20 protein-coding genes are annotated in these 23,858 nt (G+C 50.2%); 9 read left to right on the forward strand and 11 right to left on the reverse strand.

From position 1 onward, the window contains the following. The first annotated feature begins 109 nt into the window (after positions 1 to 109). Together GA565_RS17760 and GA565_RS17765 are read left to right on the forward strand one after the other, a co-directional pair. Entirely contained in the window at positions 110 to 754 is a 645-nt protein-coding gene (locus tag GA565_RS17760) for a DUF2057 family protein (RefSeq protein ID WP_226950993.1), read from the forward strand. A 113-nt stretch (positions 755 to 867) separates the two neighbouring features. Further along, positions 868 to 1,326, forward strand: a complete 459-nt coding sequence (locus GA565_RS17765) for a methylglyoxal synthase (protein WP_152199761.1) — start codon at positions 868 to 870, stop codon at positions 1,324 to 1,326. A gap of 48 nt (positions 1,327 to 1,374) precedes the next feature. Here the strand turns inward: GA565_RS17765 and helD are convergent, their stop codons facing one another. Further along, positions 1,375 to 3,429, reverse strand: coding sequence for a DNA helicase IV (gene helD / locus GA565_RS17770; protein ID WP_152199763.1), 2,055 nt, complete (start codon positions 3,427 to 3,429; stop codon positions 1,375 to 1,377). A 163-nt stretch (positions 3,430 to 3,592) separates the two neighbouring features. Here helD and GA565_RS17775 point away from each other — a divergent pair, with 163 nt between their 5' ends. Together GA565_RS17775 and yccS are read left to right on the forward strand one after the other, a co-directional pair. After that, positions 3,593 to 4,054, forward strand: a complete 462-nt coding sequence (locus GA565_RS17775) for a YccF domain-containing protein (protein WP_152199765.1) — start codon at positions 3,593 to 3,595, stop codon at positions 4,052 to 4,054. Positions 4,055 to 4,086: 32 nt separating this feature from the next. After that, complete coding sequence (yccS, locus tag GA565_RS17780) at positions 4,087 to 6,237, forward strand: YccS family putative transporter (RefSeq protein ID WP_152199767.1); 2,151 nt, start codon at positions 4,087 to 4,089, stop codon at positions 6,235 to 6,237. 73 nt (positions 6,238 to 6,310) lie between these two features. On the opposite strand, the gene GA565_RS17785 is transcribed toward yccS, so the two are convergent. Continuing rightward, positions 6,311 to 6,931, reverse strand: coding sequence for a TfoX/Sxy family DNA transformation protein (locus GA565_RS17785; RefSeq protein ID WP_152199769.1), 621 nt, complete (start codon positions 6,929 to 6,931; stop codon positions 6,311 to 6,313). A 218-nt stretch (positions 6,932 to 7,149) separates the two neighbouring features. Between GA565_RS17785 and sulA the strand changes: the two genes are divergently transcribed. Both sulA and ompA read left to right on the forward strand, forming a co-directional pair. Continuing rightward, the gene (sulA, locus tag GA565_RS17790; RefSeq protein WP_152199771.1) at positions 7,150 to 7,656 is read left to right on the forward strand and encodes an SOS-induced cell division inhibitor SulA; all 507 of its coding nucleotides are present in this window, start codon (positions 7,150 to 7,152) and stop codon (positions 7,654 to 7,656) included. 356 nt (positions 7,657 to 8,012) lie between these two features. Then, positions 8,013 to 9,086, forward strand: coding sequence for a porin OmpA (gene ompA / locus GA565_RS17795; protein ID WP_152199773.1), 1,074 nt, complete (start codon positions 8,013 to 8,015; stop codon positions 9,084 to 9,086). A 119-nt stretch (positions 9,087 to 9,205) separates the two neighbouring features. Here the strand turns inward: ompA and matP are convergent, their stop codons facing one another. Continuing rightward, on the reverse strand, positions 9,206 to 9,664 hold the full coding sequence (gene matP / locus GA565_RS17800) for a macrodomain Ter protein MatP (protein WP_152199775.1): 459 nt from the start codon (positions 9,662 to 9,664) through the stop codon (positions 9,206 to 9,208). 221 nt (positions 9,665 to 9,885) lie between these two features. Between matP and GA565_RS17805 the strand changes: the two genes are divergently transcribed. Further along, positions 9,886 to 11,649 (forward strand): Lon protease family protein, encoded by a 1,764-nt coding sequence (locus GA565_RS17805; protein ID WP_152199776.1) that lies wholly within the window; start codon positions 9,886 to 9,888, stop codon positions 11,647 to 11,649. A 68-nt stretch (positions 11,650 to 11,717) separates the two neighbouring features. After that, positions 11,718 to 12,236 (forward strand): bifunctional 3-hydroxydecanoyl-ACP dehydratase/trans-2-decenoyl-ACP isomerase, encoded by a 519-nt coding sequence (gene fabA, locus GA565_RS17810; RefSeq protein ID WP_055778025.1) that lies wholly within the window; start codon positions 11,718 to 11,720, stop codon positions 12,234 to 12,236. Between the two features lie 97 nt (positions 12,237 to 12,333). On the opposite strand, the gene rmf is transcribed toward fabA, so the two are convergent. From rmf to rlmKL, 6 genes are all read right to left on the reverse strand, one after another. Next, positions 12,334 to 12,501, reverse strand: a complete 168-nt coding sequence (rmf, locus tag GA565_RS17815) for a ribosome modulation factor (RefSeq protein ID WP_152199778.1) — start codon at positions 12,499 to 12,501, stop codon at positions 12,334 to 12,336. A gap of 259 nt (positions 12,502 to 12,760) precedes the next feature. Further along, on the reverse strand, positions 12,761 to 13,342 hold the full coding sequence (pqiC, locus tag GA565_RS17820) for a membrane integrity-associated transporter subunit PqiC (RefSeq protein ID WP_152199779.1): 582 nt from the start codon (positions 13,340 to 13,342) through the stop codon (positions 12,761 to 12,763). Further along, a complete protein-coding gene (pqiB, locus tag GA565_RS17825; protein ID WP_152199781.1) occupies positions 13,342 to 15,003 on the reverse strand; it encodes an intermembrane transport protein PqiB in 1,662 nt (553 codons plus the stop codon). The genes pqiC and pqiB overlap by 1 nt, the downstream gene beginning before the upstream one ends. Next, positions 14,990 to 16,255: a membrane integrity-associated transporter subunit PqiA gene (pqiA, locus tag GA565_RS17830; protein WP_152199783.1), complete on the reverse strand. Its 1,266-nt coding sequence runs from the start codon at positions 16,253 to 16,255 to the stop codon at positions 14,990 to 14,992. The genes pqiB and pqiA overlap by 14 nt, the downstream gene beginning before the upstream one ends. Before the next feature lie 89 nt (positions 16,256 to 16,344). Beyond that, positions 16,345 to 18,249 (reverse strand): ABC transporter ATP-binding protein, encoded by a 1,905-nt coding sequence (locus GA565_RS17835; RefSeq protein ID WP_152199785.1) that lies wholly within the window; start codon positions 18,247 to 18,249, stop codon positions 16,345 to 16,347. A gap of 5 nt (positions 18,250 to 18,254) precedes the next feature. Further along, positions 18,255 to 20,375 carry a bifunctional 23S rRNA (guanine(2069)-N(7))-methyltransferase RlmK/23S rRNA (guanine(2445)-N(2))-methyltransferase RlmL gene (gene rlmKL, locus GA565_RS17840; protein ID WP_152199787.1) on the reverse strand — a complete coding sequence of 707 codons (2,121 nt, stop codon included), beginning with the start codon at positions 20,373 to 20,375 and terminating at the stop codon, positions 18,255 to 18,257. A 214-nt stretch (positions 20,376 to 20,589) separates the two neighbouring features. Between rlmKL and GA565_RS17845 the strand changes: the two genes are divergently transcribed. After that, positions 20,590 to 21,696, forward strand: coding sequence for a YcbX family protein (locus tag GA565_RS17845; RefSeq protein ID WP_152199789.1), 1,107 nt, complete (start codon positions 20,590 to 20,592; stop codon positions 21,694 to 21,696). A gap of 73 nt (positions 21,697 to 21,769) precedes the next feature. Here GA565_RS17845 and GA565_RS17850 read toward each other — a convergent pair whose 3' ends face one another. Further along, complete coding sequence (locus GA565_RS17850) at positions 21,770 to 22,312, reverse strand: cell division protein ZapC (RefSeq protein WP_152199790.1); 543 nt, start codon at positions 22,310 to 22,312, stop codon at positions 21,770 to 21,772. Between the two features lie 257 nt (positions 22,313 to 22,569). Then, positions 22,570 to 23,580, reverse strand: a complete 1,011-nt coding sequence (gene pyrD / locus GA565_RS17855; RefSeq protein WP_152199792.1) for a quinone-dependent dihydroorotate dehydrogenase — start codon at positions 23,578 to 23,580, stop codon at positions 22,570 to 22,572. Between the last annotated feature and the right edge of the window lie 278 nt (positions 23,581 to 23,858).

Here is a 23,858-nt window from a genome sequence, read left to right on the forward strand (position 1 = left end):
TATTGTGCAATAAAAATACATTTTGTAAAACTTTGACACATTATCAGCAATATTTAATAATGGGAGGGTTAGTCATCGAAGTTTGGAGAGAGTGATGAATCTTGGTTCAATGGTTGCCGGTATTATTTTGGCAAACCTGATAGCGCCTGCTTATGCGTTAAGCCTTAAGCTATCGCCAGAAGTCGATCTCCTGGTCGTGGATGGCAGGCAAGTCTCGGGCCCTATTTTAAAGGGTGCCGACAGCCTGGAGTTAGATGCTGGGCAGCATCAAATACTTTTTCAAATAAGTAAAAATTTACCGGTGAGTACGGAAACACCTCATGTCTATCATTCCCCCCCCATCATCGTTGCGTTCAATGCAAAAAGTCTGCACTCGGTGAGCATCAGTCTTCCTGCCCTGACCAACGCGCAGGAAGGTCGTGATTTCAGTAAGAATATGAATATCGCGTTGATTGATGAGAAAGGGAATAAGGTGGATTATCGTCAGGATCGACTTTCAGGAATAAACGTTAATAGCATACAAAATTTTGAAGCGGCGATGACGCAGTATAATTTGTCGGGACAGACGGCTTCTGTTCCAGCATTTGCCCTGACCAAAAAAAGTTCGATGACGCTTAACGCCAAAAATGTAGATAACACCACGCTTTCGCAAGCGGAAAGAGCCACAGGTCAACAGGCATTTTCGCTGTGGGCGTTGCTGCAACACAACCCACGCTCATCGAGTGATGCCGGTAAGTGGTTTTCTGCACAATAAGCTGATTATTTTATTGAATAACGCGCATCTCGCCACAATTACCCGCGAAGTACTTCCCTGAAAATCCGAGTTTAAGTAATCTATCAGCCAAACTTCCTCTTAAGGCCAGGCTGATGGAATACACGACTCGTATCATTACAAAACAGAAACATATCGCGTTAGTTGCCCACGACCACTGTAAAAGCAGTCTTTTGAGCTGGGTCGATGCCAATAAGGCGCAGCTTGCCGAACATATCCTTTACGCAACCGGCACCACAGGGAATCTAGTGCAAAAAAATACCGGTCTGCCGGTGAAAAGCATGCTTAGCGGACCCATGGGCGGCGACCAACAGGTGGGTGCATTAATTTCGGAAGGGAAAATTGACGTACTAATTTTCTTTTGGGACCCACTGAATGCCGTGCCGCACGACCCGGACGTTAAAGCGCTGCTGCGACTGGCAACAGTGTGGAATATTCCCGTCGCCAACAACCGTTCAACCGCCGACTTTTTAATTCAGTCGCCGCTGTTTAAAGAAGACGTCGAGATAACCATTCCTGACTATCAGCGTTATCTGCAAGATCGCCTAAAATAGACGACTCGGTTATGCGTCGCCGATAATACTCGACGACGCATCGTGAGATTACGGCTTACGCTGCGTTGGAACGCCTAACGCCTCCAACTGCCCGACAAATATCGACGGACAGTCTTTATCCTGCATTAGCCAAACCTGATGTTTTGCGCGGGTCATCGCCACATACAGCAAGCGACGCTCTTCCGCATCGGCAAAATCCTCCGGCGCAGGCAATAAAACCGCCTCCATCACTGACTCGCGCGCCGCCGCCGGGAAACCGTCGTTACCCTCATGCAGGCCCACAATAATCACATACTCCGCCTGCTGTCCCTTACTGGCGTGAATAGTCATAAAGTCGAGGTTCAATTTTGGCCAGCGCGTTGCTGCCTTTTGCATGACGTCGGGTCGCAGATGGTGATAACGGGCTAAAATCAGGATTTGGTCATCATCTTCGGCAAAACCACTTAGTTTATCGAGCAATTTCTCGAGCTGGTCATCGGGTAAAATGACTACGCTTTTTTTATTACCCTTGGTCAGACTGTTAAGCGGCTTGTTCAACTGATGAGGATTTTGCAGCACGAACCTGTTGGCTATTTCGCCGATTCTGTCGTTAAAACGATAAGTCGTGTCTAATGCACACTGTGCGCCTTCGCCAAAATTCTCGGCAAAAGCGGTGGTTAATCCAAGCTCGGCGCCGCTAAAGCGGTAGATTGCCTGCCAGTCATCCCCCACGGCAAACAGGTTGGTTTGGCTGTTCTGTTTACGCAGAGCGGCAAGCAACATGGCACGCTGGGGAGAAATATCCTGAAATTCGTCAACCAGAATGTGTTTCCACGGACTGATAAAGCGCCCTTTATCCAAAATATTGATTGCCTGATGAATAAGCCCTGAAAAATCAACAGCATCCTCTTCTTTAAGCTTGGCTTTCCACGCTTTTAATAAAGGTGCCATTAGACGCACGCGTTTGGAAAACAGATCACGCACCTCTTCAGAAGCTTGTTCAATCATTAGGGCCTGACTGCCGCCGTGAGTGCGCATCAGCCCAAGCCAGCGCTCTAGACGACTGCCTAGCCTTTCGGCTAATGCCTTGTTTTTCCAATAATCGCCCTCCGGCACATCCCATTCGAGCTCGTCGTTAAGCCACTGACGCCAGCCGCTCGCCTGCGCCTTTTTCTCGGCGCACTGCTGTTGCCAGGTTTTCACCAACAGAGCACGGCGCGCCTTACTGTCTGTCTCAAGCTTGCTGATTTTTGGAACTTTCTTGCTGCCTTCCTGGATAATCTGCAGTGCCAAGGCGTGGAAGGTTTTGGCTTTTATGCCGTCAACCTGCAGTCGCTCTTTGATGCGGGTATTCATTTCGTCAGCGGCCTGACGCCCAAAGGCCAACAGCAGGATTTGTTCCGGTAACGCCTCCTGACGAAGCAGTAGCCAACCGGCACGCGCCACCAGGACCGACGTTTTTCCACTGCCAGCCCCGGCCAGCACCAAGACAGAATCTTCACCATTCACTACCGCGCGACACTGGCTTTCATTGAGCGGTGTCGTCTCTACGCTGTCAAAGAAATCACGATGCTGGTCGATAACCCGCTCTGTCCAGTCAAGGTTGCGCTGCTCAACGCTCTGCGCGCCCTGTTTCAGCCAACGCAGGCAGATTTCGTAATTATCACGACAGTTTTCAAACTCGCCAAGGCGCTCAACCGGTACCGGGATCGCCTCAAAAGCACTCTTTATCTGTTTCTGCACGTCAGCTAAACGAGAGCGTTTAAACCAGGCATCCTGTTGCTCGATTCGTGTGAGGCTCTCAATCTGCTGCTGCAAAACGCCAGCGCTGACCTCACTCATTTCAAGACTCCAGGCTTGCCACGCCTTCATTAAATAGTGATAGAACTGCTGAGTTTCCTGCCATTCTGTGCCGTGCAGGCGCACAACTTTTTGCTCCGCAAGCTCAAACTCGAGTTCCCCCCAGACAATGCCTCGCTTGCAGCGAATGTGAATAAGTTGATTAAAAGGAATAAGATACTGGTGTTTATCGCCGCTGACTTCGACCCCCGCGTTCAGAAGCCGCACCCGATTGTAGGGATGCTGTGCCAGATGCTTGCCAAATGATGTCGATTTCAGTTCCATGTTAATGCGCCATGATTTTTTAATTTTATGAGCGATACCCGAAAGTAGTTTACCTGTGATTGGCAGTGGCGCTCCAGTCCCAAAAACGGGGTAGAATACATAAGAGTAGAATTAAACGTAACGCAATGGCGTTGGAAAGCTTAAATCAAAGACGGGACTTTTTATGCGTACTGTACTGAACATTCTTAATTTCGTGTTGGGTGGTTTCTTCACTACCCTCGCCTGGTTGTTTGCCACGCTGGTCAGCATCGTGCTGATTTTCACCCTGCCTCTGACGCGTTCGTGCTGGGAAATTACTCGCCTTTCATTTTTACCCTTTGGGAATGAAGCGATACACGTAGATGAATTATATCCGGAAAAAAAGAATGCGTTGCTCTCTGGCGGCGGCACCTTGCTGAATATTTTTTGGCTGATTTTCTTTGGCTGGTGGCTGTGTCTTTCACACATCACCATCGGCATAGCGCAGTGTATCAGCATCATTGGTATTCCTGTGGGCATCGCCAATTTTAAAATTGCCGCCATCGCACTGTGGCCGGTAGGAAGACGCGTCGTTTCCGTTGAGCTTGCCAAACAGGCCAGAGAAGCAGGCGCCGCGCGTTTAAGAAATAACGGACGTATCCGCTGAACCTATAATTTACTTTCTTGCTGGAGTTTTCCGTGCTTTCTATCGCAGCCGGTTTGAGACGCTATGCCTACAGCAGTAATCTGCTGTACAGCATTCGAATATTTATCGCCCTCGCGGGCACCGTTGCCGCACCCTGGCTGCTTTCCCAACCCAAACTGACTATCCCGCTTACGCTAGGGGTAGTCGCTGCGGGCTTAAGCGATTTGGACGACAGACTTGCCGGTCGCTTACGTAACCTGCTCATTACGCTGGTTTCATTTTTTGTTGCGTCGGTTTCAGTGGTACTGCTTTTCCCTTACCCCTGGCTTTTCGCCGCTGGGTTGACGCTCTCCACCTGCGGATTTATTTTGCTAGGCGCGCTGGGTCAGCGCTACGCCACCATTGCCTTTGGCGCACTGCTGATAGCCATCTATACCATGCTAGGGATCAATAATGTTTACCCGGTGTGGTATGAACAGTCTGTGCTGCTGCTGGTGGGTACGGTTTGGTATTATTTCCTGACGCTCATTGGCCACGTGGTTTTACCTATTCGCCCGCTGCAGGACCATATTTCTCGCTGTTATCAGCGTTTGGCCGTGTATTTAGATGCAAAATCCACCATGTTTGACCCCGATCAGGAAGGCAGTAATAGTCAGCAACTGGTTGCGTTAGCCATGGCTAATGGCCAGTTGGTGAGCACGCTGAACGAAACCAAGACGGCCCTGCAGAGCCGATTGAAAGGCGATCGTGGTCAAAAAGGGACGCGCCGTACATTGCAATATTATTTCGTGGCGCAGGACATCCACGAACGCGCCAGTTCGATACATGTGCAGTATGAAAAACTCAGTGCCGTGTTTCATCACACCGATATTTTATTCCGCCTGCAAAGGCTGATGAGTATGCAGTCCAATGCCTGTCAGCAACTTTCTCAGTGCATACTGTATAGGCAAAAATACCAACACAACCCGCTGTTCGAACGCGCCTTTGTCCGTTTAGGCGAGGCGCTTGACCGCCAGTCCAGCCTCGACCCAAGCAGTGGATTGATAAAGGCTCTCAGACATTTAATTAAAAACCTGCGAGCGATTGATGGGCAGCTTGCCAACATCGAGTCGGAGCAGGCATTTTCGGACAGTGAACCGGCAAGTCAGAAAACCTTCGCCGATGATAAAATTAGCGGTTTTCAGGATATCTGGCTGCGAATTTCGCGGCATCTTACCCCAAAATCAGCACTGTTCCGCCATGCGGTTCGCATGTCGATAGTGCTGTTAATTGGCTACCTATTTATCCAGTTCAGTGGCCTCAGCCACGGCTACTGGATCTTGCTGACCAGCCTGTTTGTCTGCCAACCCAATTACAGCGCCACGCGGCGGCGGCTGGCTTTACGCGTAGTAGGTACACTCGCCGGCGTTGCGCTGGGTATACCGATTCTGTATTTCATTCCCTCGCTTGAGGGACAGATGATCCTGATTGTTATCAGTGGAATGCTTTTTTTCAGCTTCCGCAGCGTACAGTACGCGCAGGCCACCATGTTCATCACCCTGCTGGCTCTGCTACTGTTTAATTTAATGGGGCAAGGCTTTGAGGTAGCAATCCCACGCATTCTCGATACGCTGTTGGGCTGTTTTATAGCCTGGTTTGCGGTGAGTTTTATCTGGCCCGACTGGCGTTTTCGTCAGTTGCCGACAGTGGTCAGTAAAACCTTTAATGCAAACTGCCGCTATCTTGATGCCATTTTGGTTCAATATCATCAAGGCAAGGACAACGGTCTGGAATATCGACTGGCCAGAAGGGATGCGCACAACTGTGACGCAGAGCTGGCATCCGTGGTGTCAAATATGACGTCGGAAAAAGACAACGACAGTGAAACGTTAGATGCGGCGTTTCGTTTGCTGTGTCTTAACCATACGATGCTCAGCTATATTTCTGCGCTAGGCGCACATCGTGAAAAGCTGCAAGACAGTGAAACGCTGAGCCTGCTTGATGACGCAACCTGTTATGTGGACGCCGCGCTGCACCATGAGCGTGACGATGCTACGCACGTACAGCAACTTCTCAAACAGTTGTCGGAGAAAATGTCTGCCAAAACCACGGCATCCGACAGTAAAGAACAGTTGGTGCTGCAGCAAATTAGACTGTTAATGGAACATCTGCCTGAAATGACCAATCTGAATAATAAAATTGCTTCGGGAGAAAAACCGGCATAGTCCTTTTCATTTTTAGATAACAATCTCGGCAAACATAGCCGGCGGGTAAATGACCCCGTCGGCACTTTCCTCCCTATAGAACTCTTCCCTCTTGCTCAAAAATGCTAAACCAATGAACCAGTTTATGACGCGATTGGTCAGGCAATACCGACTTGTGGTATCCCAAAATTGCCCCCTCAAGTGCAAACAGCATGTTCAATCCGGTTCCCTTTTTGGCCGAACTGAGTTTTACATATGTTCTGATTGCACCCTGCACGCGCAGCTCTGCTGAATTTTTTACGCCGACCTGCCAAAGGAGTCGCTCCATCGATAAGTTGATGTTGGGCAAATCTTTCAATCTTTTAGGACTGCTGCTATGCGCTTTTTTCTCACTCTGCATGCCACGGATTGATTCGTCTGCCATTGCAATAAGCCGTTCGGGTTGAAGCCAAAGCGCATCGTTAACCTGAAAATATCGCAGCAATATTTCCACGCCTCGTTTGCGATAAATAAACTGCGGCATATTAAGCTGTTTCATCATGGCTTCGTTATCCAACGTAGCACGCAGATAAAGTTCACCTTCCGAAACTAGGGCAAACATTGCATTGCCCGACGAGAGGCTGAAGCCACCAAACTGCGTACGAGAGTGGATAAAACCCAGCGGCGTAAAAAGCGCTACGGCTTGAACTATCCTTTTTTTAGTTTCATTTAACATACTGATTTCCTTATCTCTTAGGCCAGGTTGAGTAATTCATATGGTTACGTGAACCGCTTAGGGCAAAATACGCAAAGCCAGACATACCGCCAAATCTAAACTCGCTTTCTTGACGATTAACTTTGAAAATTGCGAGACATCTTGGAAAATTTAGGTTGATCTCTCACCACAGTAGCAGTACTGTACATTCATACAGTAACTCACTGGTGGAACACACTATGCGAACTCATCATCGTCATCATGCTCAATTTAGTCAGCCTCACTTAACGTCCCGCCCAACTCCGGTTTGCCAGAATTCATCGGCAAACAGTGGCTTACTCAGTGAGTTCGTCTATAGTGAAAATCAACCTGCGCTGACTCAGTTACTTTTACCTTTATTACATCATCTCGGCGCGCAGTCCCGCTGGCTGCTTTGGCTGACGCCAACGCAGAAATTGAGCCGCCGCTGGTTAGCCCAATCAGGTTTGCCGGTAGATAAAATCGTTCAGGTTAATCAGTTGCAAGGTATTGCCTCTGTCGATGCTATGGAACGCGCTTTATTGACGGGAAATTACAGCGTTGTGTTGGGCTGGTTACCAGAATTAAGTGACTCGGATCGCAAAAGATTACAGGTCGCCGCAGAAATTGGTGGCTCATACGGTTTCATTATGAAGCCTCTTGAGGAGCGATTTTCTACAGGCGGACAACCCCCAGCAGTAAAAATTCACTCTTCTGTATACCATTAATTCAAATTAGGAGTAATCTTACAAAAATATCGTCTTTTTTAGTTTTTTGTGCTGAAAACGCCGTTGAGACCAGTAAAATAGGGTGTTTCCGCGGTTAAAAAACACATAGTTTCGTCAACATTTTGTCTATGATGTTAAGAAATGTGTACATTTTTCCCTTTTTTTCCTGAGCGTTATCACTTCAAGCTTGTAAGTTTCTCGCCACGTTGTAGACTTTAGTTCGCCAAGGTTGCTCTTATAATGCCAACGAAAAGTGGCAAGTACCTAAGTGAAGCAATAACTTGGACGAAGGAATTTAACCAAGGGCTCAAGGCTTAAAGCTAAATTGCCTATTTGGATGATAACGAGGCGCAAAAATGAAAAAGACAGCTATCGCATTAGCAGTGGCACTGGCAGGTTTCGCTACAGTAGCGCAAGCCGCACCGAAAGATAACACCTGGTACACCGGTGGCAAATTGGGCTGGTCCCAGTATCATGATACTGGTTTCGCTAACGCCTACAACGGCATTGGCAACGGCCCAACTCACGAAAGCCAATTGGGTGCTGGTGCGTTCTTGGGTTACCAAGCGAACCCATACCTGGGCTTCGAACTGGGATATGACTGGCTTGGCCGTATGGCTTACAAAGGCAGCGTAAACAACGGCGCATTTAAAGCACAAGGCGTTCAGCTGGCTGCTAAACTGAGCTACCCACTGACTGACGATCTGGATATCTACACTCGTCTGGGTGGTATGGTTTGGCGTGCAGACGCTAAAGGTAACTTTGGCAACGGCAACCGCGTAAGCGACAACGACACCGGTGTTTCTCCACTGGCAGCCGTTGGTTTCGAATACGCTGTAACCAAAAACTGGGCAACCCGTCTGGACTACCAGTGGGTTAACAACATTGGTGATGCTGCTACCGTTGGTGCACGTCCTGATAACGCAACTCTGTCCGTGGGTGTTTCTTACCGCTTCGGTCAAGATGATGCAGTGGCTCCAGTTGTTGCACCAGCACCAGCTCCAGCTCCAGTTGTACAGACTCACAAGTTCACTCTGAAATCTGACGTTCTGTTCACCTTCGGTAAATCTACTCTGAAACCAGAAGGCCGTCAGGCTCTGGATCAGCTGTATACCCAACTGAGCTCACTGGATCCGAAAGACGGTTCAGTAGTCGTTCTGGGTTATACCGACCCAGTAGGTTCAGAAGCATCTAACCAGAAACTGTCTGAGCAACGCGCTCAATCAGTAGTGGATTACCTGGTATCTAAAGGTATCCCTTCTAACAAGATCTCTGCACAAGGTAAAGGCGAAGCTGACCAAATTACCGGCAACCTGGGTTACAAATCAGGTCGTGCTACTAAAGCACAGATCGCTGGTTTTGCTCCAAACCGTCGTGTAGAAATCGAAGTTAAAGGCATCAAAGACGTTGTTACTCAGCCACAGGCATAAGTAACGGCGCTATCTTTTGATAGACCTCGCTTCAAAAAACCCCGCATTGCGGGGTTTTTTTTATGGGCTAAAAACAGAAACAGGCAGTAATAACGGGAAGGATCAGGCCGAGGCCTGACTTAGCTTTCTTTATTGTCGAGGATCTGCTGCAGATCCTGTTTTAGCGAGGACATCTGAGTCGCGTACTTCTCTTTACGTTCAGCATCTTCCAACAGTTGGACGATAGTATCAGACAGGGTTACCCCTCGGCGCTGAGCTAACGCAGCCAATCGCTGCCATACTAAAAATTCGAGATCGATAGACTTTTTACGGGTGTGCTGATGCTCAGAGTTAAAGTGCCGTTTACGTCGTGCTCGAATAGTCTGCTTCAAACGATTGTCTAAAGCCTTGCTCATGTGGGCATCTATCCACTCAAGAACTTTAACCGGCTCGTTTTCAAGTTTAAGCAGCTGCTCCACCGCATCTTCTGCCGCACTGTTCTCAACGTGGCGAGTGATCCTTTCGCCTTCCCGGTGTTTTTTTACCAGATACTTCCATTTCCAACCGCTCTCAAGGTTTTCCAGTTGCTGATATTTCATCGCAAGCTCTTCTGTGACCATGTAACGAAGGTAAGCATAGCAGCTTTATGTCACTTTTAACCCGAAATATGTCACTACATCGCGGGAATCAAAGTGGTTATTTTTCACCCACAAACTGCATAATGTCACAACTGAACGCGCTTAGCGCGACTCTGGTTCTATGCAGCAGGGCTTATTCTTGTATAATCGCGCTTTCCCTTTAAAAGACTACAGCTAACACATTGACCAATAACCGACTTGATTGGCAGCTCTTACTGCCGGATTCTACGCCATACCAGACAATCTTTGCTACTGCGGATCAGTTGGCCCCGGTCGATTTTTCTGTGACCCAGCCGCGTCTGGAGAATGGGCTTTCTCTGTTTTGCCACCCTAATTCGCGTACGCGCTTTATGACGGTCAAGGCTCAGGAAAGTCGTGACTACCTTTCGCGCATTGCCGATGTGGTCACCGAACTGTTACCTGAAGCCGAAGAACTGGTGGGCAGTGAATACCAGATTGATGGAAGAAAAATTCACGTGCAGCCTGCCCAGGACCCCAACGCGCCGTTCAGTGCTTCGGCAAGCTGTCTGTATCAGGAGTGGATTGAGCCAGAGCAGCTTTTTGGCTGTGTTCGTCTCTATAAGGACCAGATTGAGCTGCAACCCGGCTTGATTCATCAGGTTAATGGTGGCGTGCTGATTTTGTCAGTGCGTTCATTGTTGGCTCAGCCGCTACTGTGGCTGCGTCTTAAGCAGATGCTCACGCAGGAAAGTTACCATTGGGTTTCTCCCGATGAGGCGCGCCCATTGCCGGTAAGCATTCCAGCAATGCCGCTCGACGTTAAACTGATTCTAGTGGGTGACCGCGTTTCGCTCGGCGAACTTAACGACATGGAGCCTGAGCTGCTCGAATCGGCTTTTTACGGCGAGTTTGAGGCTGATTTGCCGCTGTCAGAAGCTGAGGACATGCAAAAATGGTGTGCTTATGTCAATACGCTGGCCGATGAGCTTGAAATACCGCGCCTGTCGGTCGATGCCTGGCCTGAGTTGCTGAGAGCTGCGGTCCGATTTAGCAGCGATCAGGGCTGTCTGCCACTGTGCCCATCTTGGCTCTCCGCGCAGTTAACCGAAGCTGAGTTGTACAACGACGAGCCAGAGTTGACGGCAAAAGCCTTTGATGCGGCGATTTCTACCCGTGCCTGGCGCGAAAGCTACCTGCAGGAACGTATGCAGGACGAAATTGAGCTAGGTCAAATATTTATCGAGACCGATGGCGAAGTCATTGGCCAAATAAACGGTTTGTCCGTACTGGAGTATCCTGGACATCCGCGCGCCTTTGGCGAACCGTCGCGCATCAGTTGCGTGGTTCACACTGGCGATGGTGAATTCACCGACGTTGAGCGCAAAGCAGAGCTGGGCGGCAATCTACATGCTAAGGGCATGATGATTATGCAGGCCTTCCTGATTGCCGAACTAGAGCTGGATCAGCCCCTGCCCTTCTCCGCGTCGATTGTTTTCGAGCAATCTTACGGCGAAGTCGATGGCGATAGCGCGTCACTGGCCGAACTGTGCGCGCTAATAAGTGCCCTAGCTATGCAGCCTATTAATCAGCAAATTGCGGTGACCGGTTCGGTCGATCAATTCGGTAACGTACAGCCAATTGGCGGCGCAAATGAAAAAATCGAAGGGTTTTTTGAAGTTTGCCAACGCCGCGGTTTAACCGGTAAACAGGGTGTGATTATCCCTACCGCCAACGTGCGCAACCTTTGTCTGCATCAGCAGGTGATTGATGCGGTGCGCGAAGGCCAGTTCCACCTGTGGGCCGTTGACAGCGCTGCCGATGCGTTGCCCATACTTACCGGCCTGCTTTATACCACTGTCGAAGAAAACGATGAAAGCCCTAACTTGCTGAGTCTCATTCAAGAGAGAATCGCACTGGTTATTGCGCCGGAGCGTCCTCGCTTCCCGTGGCCTCTTCGATGGTTAAATTTGCTAACTCGTAGCTGATCGGACTTGTTCAGCTTACAGGTGTTCGCTAAGATGCGTGCTTCAATAAAATAAGGCTTACAGAGAACATGGTAGAAAAACGCGATTCCTATACGAAAGAAGACCTCGAAGCCTCTGGCCGTAGTGAACTTTTCGGAGCAGGTGGACCACCATTGCCGTCGGGCAATATGCTGATGATGGATCGCATCGTCAAAATGTCCGAAGATGGCGGTAGCCATAATAAAGGCTACGTCGAAGCCGAATTAGATATTAATCCAGATTTGTGGTTCTTCGGTTGTCATTTCATCGGCGATCCGGTGATGCCAGGCTGTTTGGGACTTGATGCAATGTGGCAATTGGTTGGATTCTATCTCGGCTGGTTGGGCGGTGAAGGTAAAGGTCGTGCACTAGGTGTGGGTGAAGTCAAATTCACCGGCCAGGTTCTGCCAACCTCAAAAGTGGTGACCTATCGCCTGAACTTCAAACGCGTGATCAACCGTAAACTGATCATGGGCGTTGCGGACGGTGAAGTATTGGTTGACGGTCAAGTAATCTATACCGCTACCGACCTGAAAGTAGGCCTGTTTAAAGACACTGCTGCTTTCTAGTATATTGTTACCCAACGGATTTTTGGATTCTGTAGGGTAAAAAAAACCTCCGCAGTAAATCATATGCGGAGGTTATCCTTTTTCTGTCAGAGTCAGCCTACGCGTTGACTGCCCTGACCTCCATGGCATCTCGCCAGCCTCCAAGCCAGTGTGACCGTTGGTCTAATGATTGGTAAGGACAAATTTCTTTCGAACGTCCCCCAATGCCAGCTTGGTATCCACGTGATTGTGCCCGTTCCAGGCGATCTCGTTTTTGTCTCTTCATGCCTCGTGTCCCTCATTATTCAGGTCAAGTGGAAAGAAAACAGTGGCTCGCTGTTGCGACCACACCTAACAAATAGTCCTGATTTCGCCACAGGTCAATGCGCAAATTTCACGCCATTGTCACAATATTGCGCTATCTTTATTGATTGCGCGCAAGCTAATCGCGCAGGAATATCCTCAGGCGACTGATCGTCATAAAAAAAATCCCGGCCCCTGCTTTGACAGGAACCGGGATTTTTTATCGAACTAATAAAAAGAATTTATCTTATTTGTGAAGCGATACTGTTGGCTTCCTGCGCCCAACCCTGTGAAAGCGTTCTGACAAGCGCATCGTAACCATCCGCTTCCTGTTTCAACTCAAGATTAAAGTTATGCTGGCTCACTTGGCCATTGCGCGTAAGAGTCCATGTGCCGCTCACTATGGCCCTTCCATCGTAACGGCCGTGGAAGCCTGTAACATTAACCGAAAGTTGCTCCTGATTGCCGTCATTAGCTTGCTGACCCGATATTACCCATCCTGGCAAATTCCGTCCCAGGTAGGTTTGCAGGGTTTGCTGCAGCTGTTGACTGAGCGGGCTAGCCCACAGATTGTTTGCCGCCATTACGTACTGCACGTCGCTGGTTTGGTAAACCAGGCCCGATGTGCTGAGGAAATCGGCAACGTTAACCTGTGAAATCCACAGTTTCGGCTGCGAGGCGGCCGGAGTTAATCCTCCGCCCGCGCTAACGGCCGCAACCGACGCGGCAGTACTCACCGTAGGCAACTGGTAATAAGTCTTTTTACCGTCGCTGCTGCAGGCAACCAGAAATAACGCTAAGACGACAGGTATCCATTTCATCATTATTTGGCCTTCTTCGGCTGAGGATCATCTTGCCCTGGGGCGGCGAATACCAGCGCGTTACTCTTGTGGTTCAGAGTTTTAAGCACCGGCTGCAGTTCACGCAGAGTTTCATCCAGACGCTGCATGTCATCAACCATTTTATTGTAGGCCGGTGAACCAGGCTGGAAGCCCTGCATACTGCGGTTAAGCTGCAACAGCGTTTTTTGCATGTCCTGTGGCAGGCCTTTCATCTCTTTACTCGAAACCAACGCATTGAGCGAGTCAATGGTACGCTGCGTAGACTTCATCGTTTTCTGACTCTCCGCCAGCGTTTTGGTGGCTTCATTGATCATCGGAGTCAACGGCAGTGCGTTGATTTTGTCCAACGTTGCCATCAATTTTTGCTGGATCTGCGCCAGTCCACCACTCACCGTGGGTAGCATAGCCTGGCCGTCAATGGTCTTAGGCCCGGTCCACGGTTTGGCATTAGGATAGAAGTCCAAATCAACATAAAGCGAACCGGTTAACAGGTTGGCAGACTTCAGTGAAGCACGTAAGCCAGCTTTCAACCCAGCCTGCAAACGCTCATCCATGTTGAAATCTTTACCCAGAAGCTTGTTAAAGCGCTCAGGTTCAATACGGATCAACACCGGAATGCGGTAATCATTGTCGATTTGTCCGCCCATCCCCATCTTCTGATACGGAACTTGCCCTACGGTACCCAAACGAATGCCGCGGAACTCAACCGGCGCGCCAGGCTGCAGGCCACGCACAGAATCGCTAAAGAACAGCACATAATCGGTGTGATTGGTGTACAGCGAATCCTGAATACTGCGCTGGTCGTTAAACAACGCGAACGAGGCGCTGTTGTCGGCCTTTGCACCACGCTCCCAACCGTCCGGAACGTCGAAGCTCACTCCGCCGCTGAACAAGGTGGTCAACGAGCCCATTTCAACGCGAATACCCGCCGAGGACATGTCGAAATTCACCCCGCTCTCTTTCCAGAAACGCACGTTGCTGGTCACCAGACCGTCGTAAGGTGCGCGTACAAACAGTTGATAGCGGATTTGACGTGATTCGGGGTCAAAGTGGCTGGTTTCGACGGTGCCCACCTGAAAACCACGGAACAGCACAGGATCACCCGGATTCAGCTGACCCGCACGGTCGCTGGTAAGCACTACGCGAATACCCTGCGCGTCCGGCGAGGCCAGCGGCGGTGAGTCGAGCAATTTATACTGCTCTTTCTCGTCACCTTTGCCACCCGGTTGCAGCTGAATATATGCGCCAGAGAGCAGCGTACCCAGTCCGGAAATTCCTTCACGCCCAACCTGCGGCTTAACCACCCAAAATACCGAATCGTCTTTCAGCATTTTCTCCATGCCGGAGTCGAGACGCGCCTTGATAATAACCTGCTGCAGGTCTTCGCTCAGAGTCACGGTTTCTACCTGACCCACGTTAACGTTGCGGCTCTTGATAGCCGTTTTACCGGCCTCAATACCCTCGGCTGAAGAGGTGATCAGTGTCACTTCCGGCCCCTGATGGCTGAAGTGATAAAACAGGATCCAGGCACCGATCAACGCCGTCAGAATCGGAATGATCCACACCGGTGACCAGCGTTTGATCGTGCCTACCTCCGCTTCCCCCGAAGTGTTTTCATCTCGGTTATGTTTATTGTCCGTCATCGAATTTTTCCTTATTTTCAAAGGTTCCTGAGCGATCCCAAATCAAGCGCGGATCAAATGTATTTGCAGCAAACATGGTGAGAATAACCACCAGCGCAAAAAGCAGTGCGCCTATATCAGGATAAATACTCATTAACTGCCCCATTCTGACCAGTGCCGACAGCACCGCTATAACAAAAACGTCGATCATCGACCAGCGCCCGACAAACTCCACCATTTCATACACCACGTGCAGTCGTTCACGATCGACCTTTTTAGAACTCTTGGCATCCCAACATAACCAGGCAATCGCCAGCATTTTCAACGATGGCACCATGATACTGGCAATAAAAATCACCATCGCAATCGGATAAGAACCTTCACCCCAAAGCAGGACCACGCCCGCCATAATCGTCGAAGTGAACTTGGTCCCCAGTGCCTGCGTTATCATGATAGGCAATAAATTTGCCGGTATATAAAGCATCACCGACGTCACCAGCAGCGCCATAGTCCACTGCAGACTGTGTTTTTTTCGCGCATGCCCTTTACTGCCGCAGCGCGTACATACCTGCTGTTTTACCGGCAATATCGCCATGCAGCATTCACACGAGCGCAGTCCCTGTGAGAGCCCGCTTTGCCCCACCTTCAGCGGCTGATGAATAGCCGGTGCCGGTGAAACCTGCTGCCACAGCCACAGGCGATCGGTGCACTGAAACGCACGCACTTGTAATAAACAGAATAAAACGTAAGGGATAAAACTGGTGCCAATACCCACGTCTCCGTAGGCAATCAGTTTGACAAAACTGACCAGCACGCCGGCGAGAAATATCTCGACCATACACCAGGCTTTTAGATGAAACAGGATCCAGGCAATGCGAATGTTCCATCTTCCGGGCAAGCGCACCGGCAGACAAAGCACGATAATTGCCAGCATACAGAACGCCGGAATAAGCTGTACCACCACCATAAACAGAGAAGCCATGCTGGCATAGTTGTCCGCCACCAGCACTTTGGGGATCTGAATCAGGGTAATTTCGCTGGTCAGGCCTTTAACGTTCATGTTCACAAACGAGAACATGTTAGCCAGAAGCAGCATAAACAGTGCGCTAAGCGCGTAGCCAACTGGACGTTTGCGCGGTTCTTTCCAGCACATGGTCAGCGTAGATTTACAACGTGGGCAGTTAGCCTTTTGGCCATATTTTAACGGGGGCAGTGTCACCAGCAGATCGCAATGGGGACACAGTATGTGCGGGTCATGAGAGTGTGAACACACATTCAACTCCTCAATGGCGAAACACGGGGAAAACAGAAACCCTTATCGCCTTCCCATCATTGAGAAAGCGATAAGGGCAAGGCGCAGCTTTAGCCGTTCTTCTGGGCTTCAAGCGCTTCCCAACGCTCAAACGCCTGCTCAAGTTCGAGCTCGGCGCTGGCAAGGGCATTCAACACCTGCTGGGTTTCATCATGAGGACGAGTAAAGAAGCTCGCGTCACTCATCTGCTTGCCAAGATCTGCAATCAGCACTTCCAACTCGCTGATTTTCAGAGGCAACTGCTCAAGCTCACGCTGTTGATTGTAGCTCATTTTACCGGCTGCACGCTTGGCAGGTTCCGCTTTGGCCGGTGCAGCTGCTTTAGTCTCTGCCGGAGCAGAATTACGCAGCAGGCGCTGAGATTTACGCTGATGATGCGCATCGTGATAACCGCCAACGTAGCTGTTAATCACGCCGTTGCCTTCATAAATCCAGCACTCGGTCGCCGAGTTATCGACAAATTCCCGGTCGTGGCTTACCAGCATGACGGTGCCCTGATAGCTGTCGATCAGCTCTTCAAGCAGTTCCAGCGTTTCAACATCCAGGTCGTTGGTTGGTTCATCGAGAATCAACAGGTTGCTGGGACGCAGGAACAGTTTTGCCAGCAGCAGGCGGTTACGCTCACCGCCTGACAACGCTTTCACCGGCGTCATGGCGCGTTTAGGATGGAACAGGAAGTCCTGCAGATAGCCGAGCACGTGACGTGAACGACCATTGACCATCACTTCCTGTTTGCCTTCGGCCAGGTTGTCCATCACGGTGCGTTCCGGGTCAAGCTCGGCGCGGTGCTGGTCAAAGTAGGCCACTTCCAGCTTGGTGCCGCAGTGAACACGACCGCTGTCGGCTTCCAACTGGCTCAGCATAAGCTTGAGCAGTGTAGTTTTACCACAGCCGTTCGGGCCAACCAGAGCAATTTTGTCACCGCGCATCACTTGGGCAGAGAAATGGCTCACCAACTGCTTACCGGCCACGCTGTAGTTAACGTCTTCCATCTCAAACACAATTTTGCCGGAGCTAACGGCTTCAACCACCTGCATTTTGGCGGTGCCCATCACTTCACGGCGATCCGAACGCTCTTTACGCAAGGCTTTCAGTGCGCGCACGCGGCCTTCGTTACGGGTACGACGCGCCTTAATGCCTTGACGGATCCACACTTCTTCCTGCGCCAGTTTTTTATCGAACTCGGCGTTCTGCAAGTCTTCAACGCGCAGCGCTTCTTCTTTGCTGGTCAGGTAAAGCTCATAGTTGCCCGGATAAGAGACCAACTTGCCGCGATCAAGGTCAACAATGCGGGTCGCCATATTGCGGATAAACGAACGGTCGTGCGAGATAAAGATAATGCTGCCCTGGAACTCCTTCAGGAACTCTTCCAGCCAGGCAATACTCTCGATGTCGAGGTGGTTTGTCGGTTCATCAAGCAGCAATACCTTTGGCGCACTGACCAGCGCACGGCCAAGTGCCGCTTTACGCAACCAGCCACCGGACAGCGCAGACAGCTCGGTATCGCCGTCCAGACCCAGCTGCAGCAGCACTTCACTGATGCGGCTGTCGAGCTGCCACAGACCCTGGTGGTCGAGGACCTCCATAATCTGTGCCAATTTGTTCAGGTTCTTCTCACTCGGATCGCTTTCAACCAGGTGCGAAATGGCGTGATAGGCTTTCAGATGCTCAGCCTGCTCAAACACCCCTTCCGAAACAAAATCGAACACTGTACCGCCAACGTTGCGCGGGGGATCCTGTTGCAGACGCGCAACAATCAGGTCTTGCTCATAGACGATACGTCCATCATCGAGCGGCACTTCGCGGTTGAGAATTTTCATCAGGGTCGACTTGCCCGCCCCGTTACGCCCAACCAGACAGACGCGCTCGTTAGGTTCGATATGTAATTCGGTGTTGTCTAAAATTGGTGCATCGCTGAAAGACAGCCAAGCACCCGACATGCTGATTAACGACATAGACTTTATTTTTCCTCGCCGGCGTGAGTGATCAGCCAGCAGTTGTGAATTTGGCGGTTACGGGCAAAATCCTGAGACACAGTTTGGCTGGTTATCTCTTTTGCACTGAGGCCGAGCTTGCTCAGACCTTCAGCGTCCATTTGGAATCCGCGTTTATTGTTTGAGAACATAATGGTGCCGTTGCGACGTAAAATACGTTTCAAATCTTTCATCAGCGCCAAGTGATCGCGCTGTACGTCAAAGCTTTCGGCCATACGTTTCGAGTTTGAGAAAGTTGGCGGATCGATAAAGATCACATCAAACTGCTCATCGGCATTGCTCAGCCACGACAGGCAGTCAGCCTGAATCAGGCGATGCTGACGCCCAGTCAAGCCGTTTGCACGCAGGTTTTTCTCCGCCCACTCAAGATAAGTACGCGACATATCTACCGTAGTAGTGCTGCGCGCGCCGCCCAGTCCGGCGTGTACGCTCGCGGTGCCGGTATAGGCGAACAGGTTCAGGAAGTCTTTTCCACTGCTCATTTCGCCCAGCATTTTACGGGCAATGCGGTGGTCAAGGAACAGGCCGGTGTCGAGATAGTCAGTCAGGTTAACCCAAAACTTGGCGTTAAACTCTTCAACCATCAGGAACTCACCTTTCTGCGCCAGCTTTTCGTACTGACTGGTGCCCTTCTGACGTTCACGCGTTTTCAACACCAGCTGGCTTGAGGAGATATCCAAAACCGACAGCGTCGCATTGATCACGTCAAACAGGCGCTGACGCGCTTTTTGTGCATCAATCGTTTTAGGCGGCGCATATTCCTGCACCACGATTTTGCTGCCGTAGCGGTCAACAGCGACGTTGTAGTCTGGCAAGTCAGCGTCATACAGACGGTAGCACTCAATGCCCTGCTGCTTCGCCCACTTTTCCAATTTCTTAACATTTTTACGCAGGCGGTTGGCGAAATCTTCGGCAAGCTGCGCACCGGCGGTTCCCAGAGGGTTTTCCGCCAGCTGATAGTTTTTCTGCACGCACTCAAGCGGACCATTTTTTGCTTTGAACTGACGATCGGCGCGCAGTTGCAGGCAGCTTAACAGCTCTGGCGAAGCGCTGAACAACGACATCTGCCAGCCACCAAACTGCGTTTTGGCAATGCGCCCCAGGAGGTTATGCAGCGCAATCAGCGCCGGTTCACTTTCAAGACGCTCACCGTAAGGCGGGTTACTGATAAGGGTGCCCACCGGACCTTCCGGCAGCGGGTTTTTCAGTTTACCGACTTCAGAGGCTTCAAAGCTAATCAGCTCAGACACACCGGCGCGACGGGCGTTGGATTTCGCCATCTCAATCACTCGACGGTCAATGTCTGAGCCAAAGAAGCGCGAAGTGGTTTCCTGTACTGCGCGACGGGTGCGCACCTGCGCCTCGGTGGTCAGTTCGCGCCACAGTTCTTCATCAAACTTGGACCAGGCGGTAAAGCCCCAGTGCGGACGATGCAGGCCAGGCGCGCGATCGGCAGCGATCATCGCTGCTTCGATAAGCAAAGTGCCTGAACCACACATCGGATCGACCATTGGCGTACCGGCTTGCCAGCCGGAGCGCATCACGATGGCCGCCGCCAGACTCTCTTTCAGCGGTGCCTGACCGGCCAGGTCGCGGTAGCCGCGCTGGTGCAGGCCTTCACCGCTCAGATCGAGGGCAACGCTTGCGGTATCACGCTGTAAAAACACGTTAACGCGAATATCAGGCTGCTGTTTTGCCACATTTGGACGCTCGTCCATTTTGCGGGTAAAGCTGTCGACGATCGCATCTTTAACTTTTAATGCACCGTACTGGCTGTTGCGGATCTCGTCATTCAGGCCGCTAAAGTGCACGGCAAAGGTTTTTTCAACGCTAAAAATGGACGGCCAGTCGATCGCCATCACGCCCAGATAGAGGTCGAGATCGCTATGAACTTTAAATTCATTTAATGGAAGAAGGATACGCGATGCGAGTCGGCTCCAGAGCAGACTTTTATACAGCAGGCGATCGTCGCCTTCGAAATGCACCCCGCCCTGCACCACTTTGCAGCCCTGCGCACCCAGCGTTTCAAGTTCGCTTTTTAATAGTTCTTCCAATCCACGCGCCGTGCTGGCAAACAAAGAGTTCATATTGACTTAATCACCTAGAAGTTATTTCCTACAGAACAAAACAGTATATTACCCGAGACCGTTTCCAGGTCCGGATAATGAGAAAACAGGGGCGCATTATAGCTAATCCTGACGACTTGTCATAAAGTCTCTTGTTACAACACAAAAAGAGCCCCTACCCAAGCATTTGGCATCCCCTTGCGAAGCCTACCGCTGGTGAGGCCTGGAGGCATTAGTGGTTACTCTGTCAAGATTATACGTACATCCAGTTAAGTCCATGCGCGGTTTGCAACTTTCACACGCCCAAGTTACCCCCAGCGGTTTAGCCTTCGATCGTCTTTTTATGCTGGCCGACCCGCAGGGAACATTTATTACCGCTCGCCAGTATCCGCAGCTGGTTCAGTTTATGCCGGCTTTATTACCGGATGGATTAATCTTAACCAGTCCCGACGGCAGCGACAGCGTCGTGTTGAAATTCAGCGACTTTGACAGCCAACCGCAGCCAACAGAAGTTTGGGGTAACCATTTTACCTCGCTTGTTGCGCCCGAAAACATCAATACTTGGCTTAGCAGTTACCTCAAACGTGACGTTCAGCTGCGCTGGGTGGGGCCGAGCCTTACCCGCCATGTTAAAAAACAGCCGGAGATCCCGCTCTCCTTTGCCGATGGTTATCCCTATTTATTGTTAAATGAAGCCTCGCTGTTTGACCTGAAAAAGCGCTGCCCTGCCAGCGTAAAACTGGAGCAGTTCCGGCCGAACCTGGTAATAACCGGCGCGGAGCCTTATGCCGAGGACACCTGGCAAACGATTCGCGTGGGCGACGTCATTTTTGACTTGGTCAAACCCTGCAGCCGCTGCGTATTAACCACCGTCAGCACCGAGCGAGGCCGAAAGCATCCCTCCGGGGAGCCGTTAAAAACGCTGCAGAGCTATCGCACCGCCGACGATGGCGATGTGGACTTTGGTCAGAACATGATTGCGCGTAACAGCGGCATTATTCGCGCGGGTGACAGTGTAGAGGTTCTTGCCACCAAGCCCGCACGCCCTTACTCGGCCGGCACTGTGGTTGAAAACGTCGAAATGCCCGCCACTGCCGCGCAGGAAGTCGCTATAACCTATAAGGGCACTTCTTTTAAGGGCAACAATCAGCAGATTTTGTTGGAGCAGCTTGAACAGCAAGGCCTGCGCATTCCGTATTCCTGTCGTGCGGGAATTTGTGGAAGTTGCAAACTGACTCTGGTCGAAGGCGAGATTAACGCACTGAAAGCGACGGCGATAGGGAAGCAGGGTAAAATTCTTTCGTGCAGCTGTGTGCCAGCGTCAGACTTGATACTGGAATAACGGGTAAAGTTAATAACTTTATAGCGTAATAAGAAAGGCCAGAGAAATAACTTTCGGCTTCAGGGCGGAAATATCAAACCGCCCTGTCATAGACAGTATCTAATTTAATCTGTGCAGGCATTAATCTGTCGTGCATGATTTTAATCGCATCGCCTAATACCATGCCGCGACCGGCAATAGTCAGACGCTCCTGCGCCAACAGGCACAGGCTGGCGTTATCGCCAGACTCAACCACTAGCAGCGTTGCCTGCTCACCGGACGCCATAACGTTAACGCTGGCCAACTGGCCATTATCAGGCTGGAACGGACGATGTTGTTGAGTAAAGTGCCAGCTTTTCGGCATAAGTGGTTTTAAAAATCGGAACGCCACTAACGCATTAAGCACTAATTCGGCCCGCTGTTCGGCGGCTAATTTAATTTTCTTGCACTGCTCTTCAAAGTCGAAATATAACGCCGCGTCGTCAACGCAAAAGGTTGATTCTGAGAATGCGTCAGGCGTTAACATTTTAGCGGGAAAACGTGAACGGAAAATCATGCCATTGGCTAAGTCCAACATCAGTCGGTCATGTTCAGCATCAAAATACCAACGCCAATTATCATCTGGTTTGATTTTCATTTCGTTATCCTATTTATCCTCGCCTGCTTTAACGACAATCGCTCAATCTTGTTGAGCCAACTGCCACAAAACCTATCACTCAACGGTAACACTTTTAGCGGTAACCTCTATATAGGACAAATCGCAGGTTAGCCTCGTGCTCAAAGAATTAATGACTTTTAAGTACATTTAATACTCAGTGAACAAAATATAAACGAGCCGGAGGGATAAATAAACCCCCCGGCTGCCGTTGTTTACAAATTTATTGTGAGCGACAACTATATATTCATGAGAATATTTTTAATCAATTGTGGCCCATGGTAGATAAACCCGGAATAGATTTGAATTAATGAAGCGCCCGCATCCATTTTTTCACGCGCGGCAGTTAATGAATCTATGCCGCCGACGCCAATAATTGGCAGCTTGCCGTTAAGCTCCTGTGAGAGCATACGAACGATCTGCGTGCTCTGCATCTGCACCGGACGGCCGCTCAACCCACCCGCCTCATTGCCATGAATAAGACCGTCGACTAATTTACGCTCAAGCGTAGTATTGGTGGCGATAACGCCGTCCATATTATGCCGAACCAAAGAGTCGGCTATTTGGATCAACTCTTCAGGAGAAAGATCCGGTGCGATCTTCACCGCGACAGGCACATATTTATGATGACGCTGCTGGAGTTCAAGCTGCTTATTTTTGATTGATCCGAGCAGATCGTCGAGCGCTTCACCATATTGTAGAGAGCGCAGACCCGGGGTGTTCGGTGAGGAGATATTAATGGCGATATAGCCCGCATAAGCATAAACCTTCTCCATGCAGATTAAATAATCGTCTTTGCCGTTCTCAACCGGGGTGTCTTTATTCTTACCTATATTAATGCCGAGCACGCCGCTGAAGTGTGATTTTTTGACGTTATTGACTAAATTATCGACACCGTGATTATTAAAGCCCATGCGGTTAATTAGGCCTTCTGCTTCCACCACGCGGAATATTCTTGGCTTGGGATTGCCGTCCTGCGCGCGAGGCGTCACCGTACCCACTTCAACGAATCCAAATCCCATTGCACCAAATGCATCGATACATTCACCGTTTTTATCCAGACCCGCAGCCAGGCCGAGCGGGTTCTTAAAGCTTACCCCCATGCAGGTTACCGGCTTGCTTGGCACAGATTGGCGAATTAAAAACTCGAAAGGGGAACCAGAAAGACGCCTAAGTTGGCTAAAAGTTAATTCATGCGCACGCTCTGGATCGAGCTGAAACAGTGCTTTCTTAACGAAGGGATAATACATGGATTCTCCTGAGGTCCCGGTGGCTAATGGCTGGTGGCCAGTCGGGGCGATATTATCGGCTAAGCCAACGCCAATTGGAATTGATTCCCGTCAAAAAAGGGCATTCTACGCAAACGATACCTTTTTATTTTCTTCTGTAGAACATGTTGGTCACAGGAAACCTCCAAACAGCCACAGATTTCCCCTTCTTATCCATTTTTGAACTATAAAATCCTAAAATTTAGATTTCCAGTCATAAGCTATCGCCTGCTAATTTAAATCAAAATCTTTACAAATTC

The organism is Rouxiella sp. S1S-2, from assembly GCF_009208105.1.
Lineage (GTDB): Bacteria > Pseudomonadota > Gammaproteobacteria > Enterobacterales > Enterobacteriaceae > Rouxiella.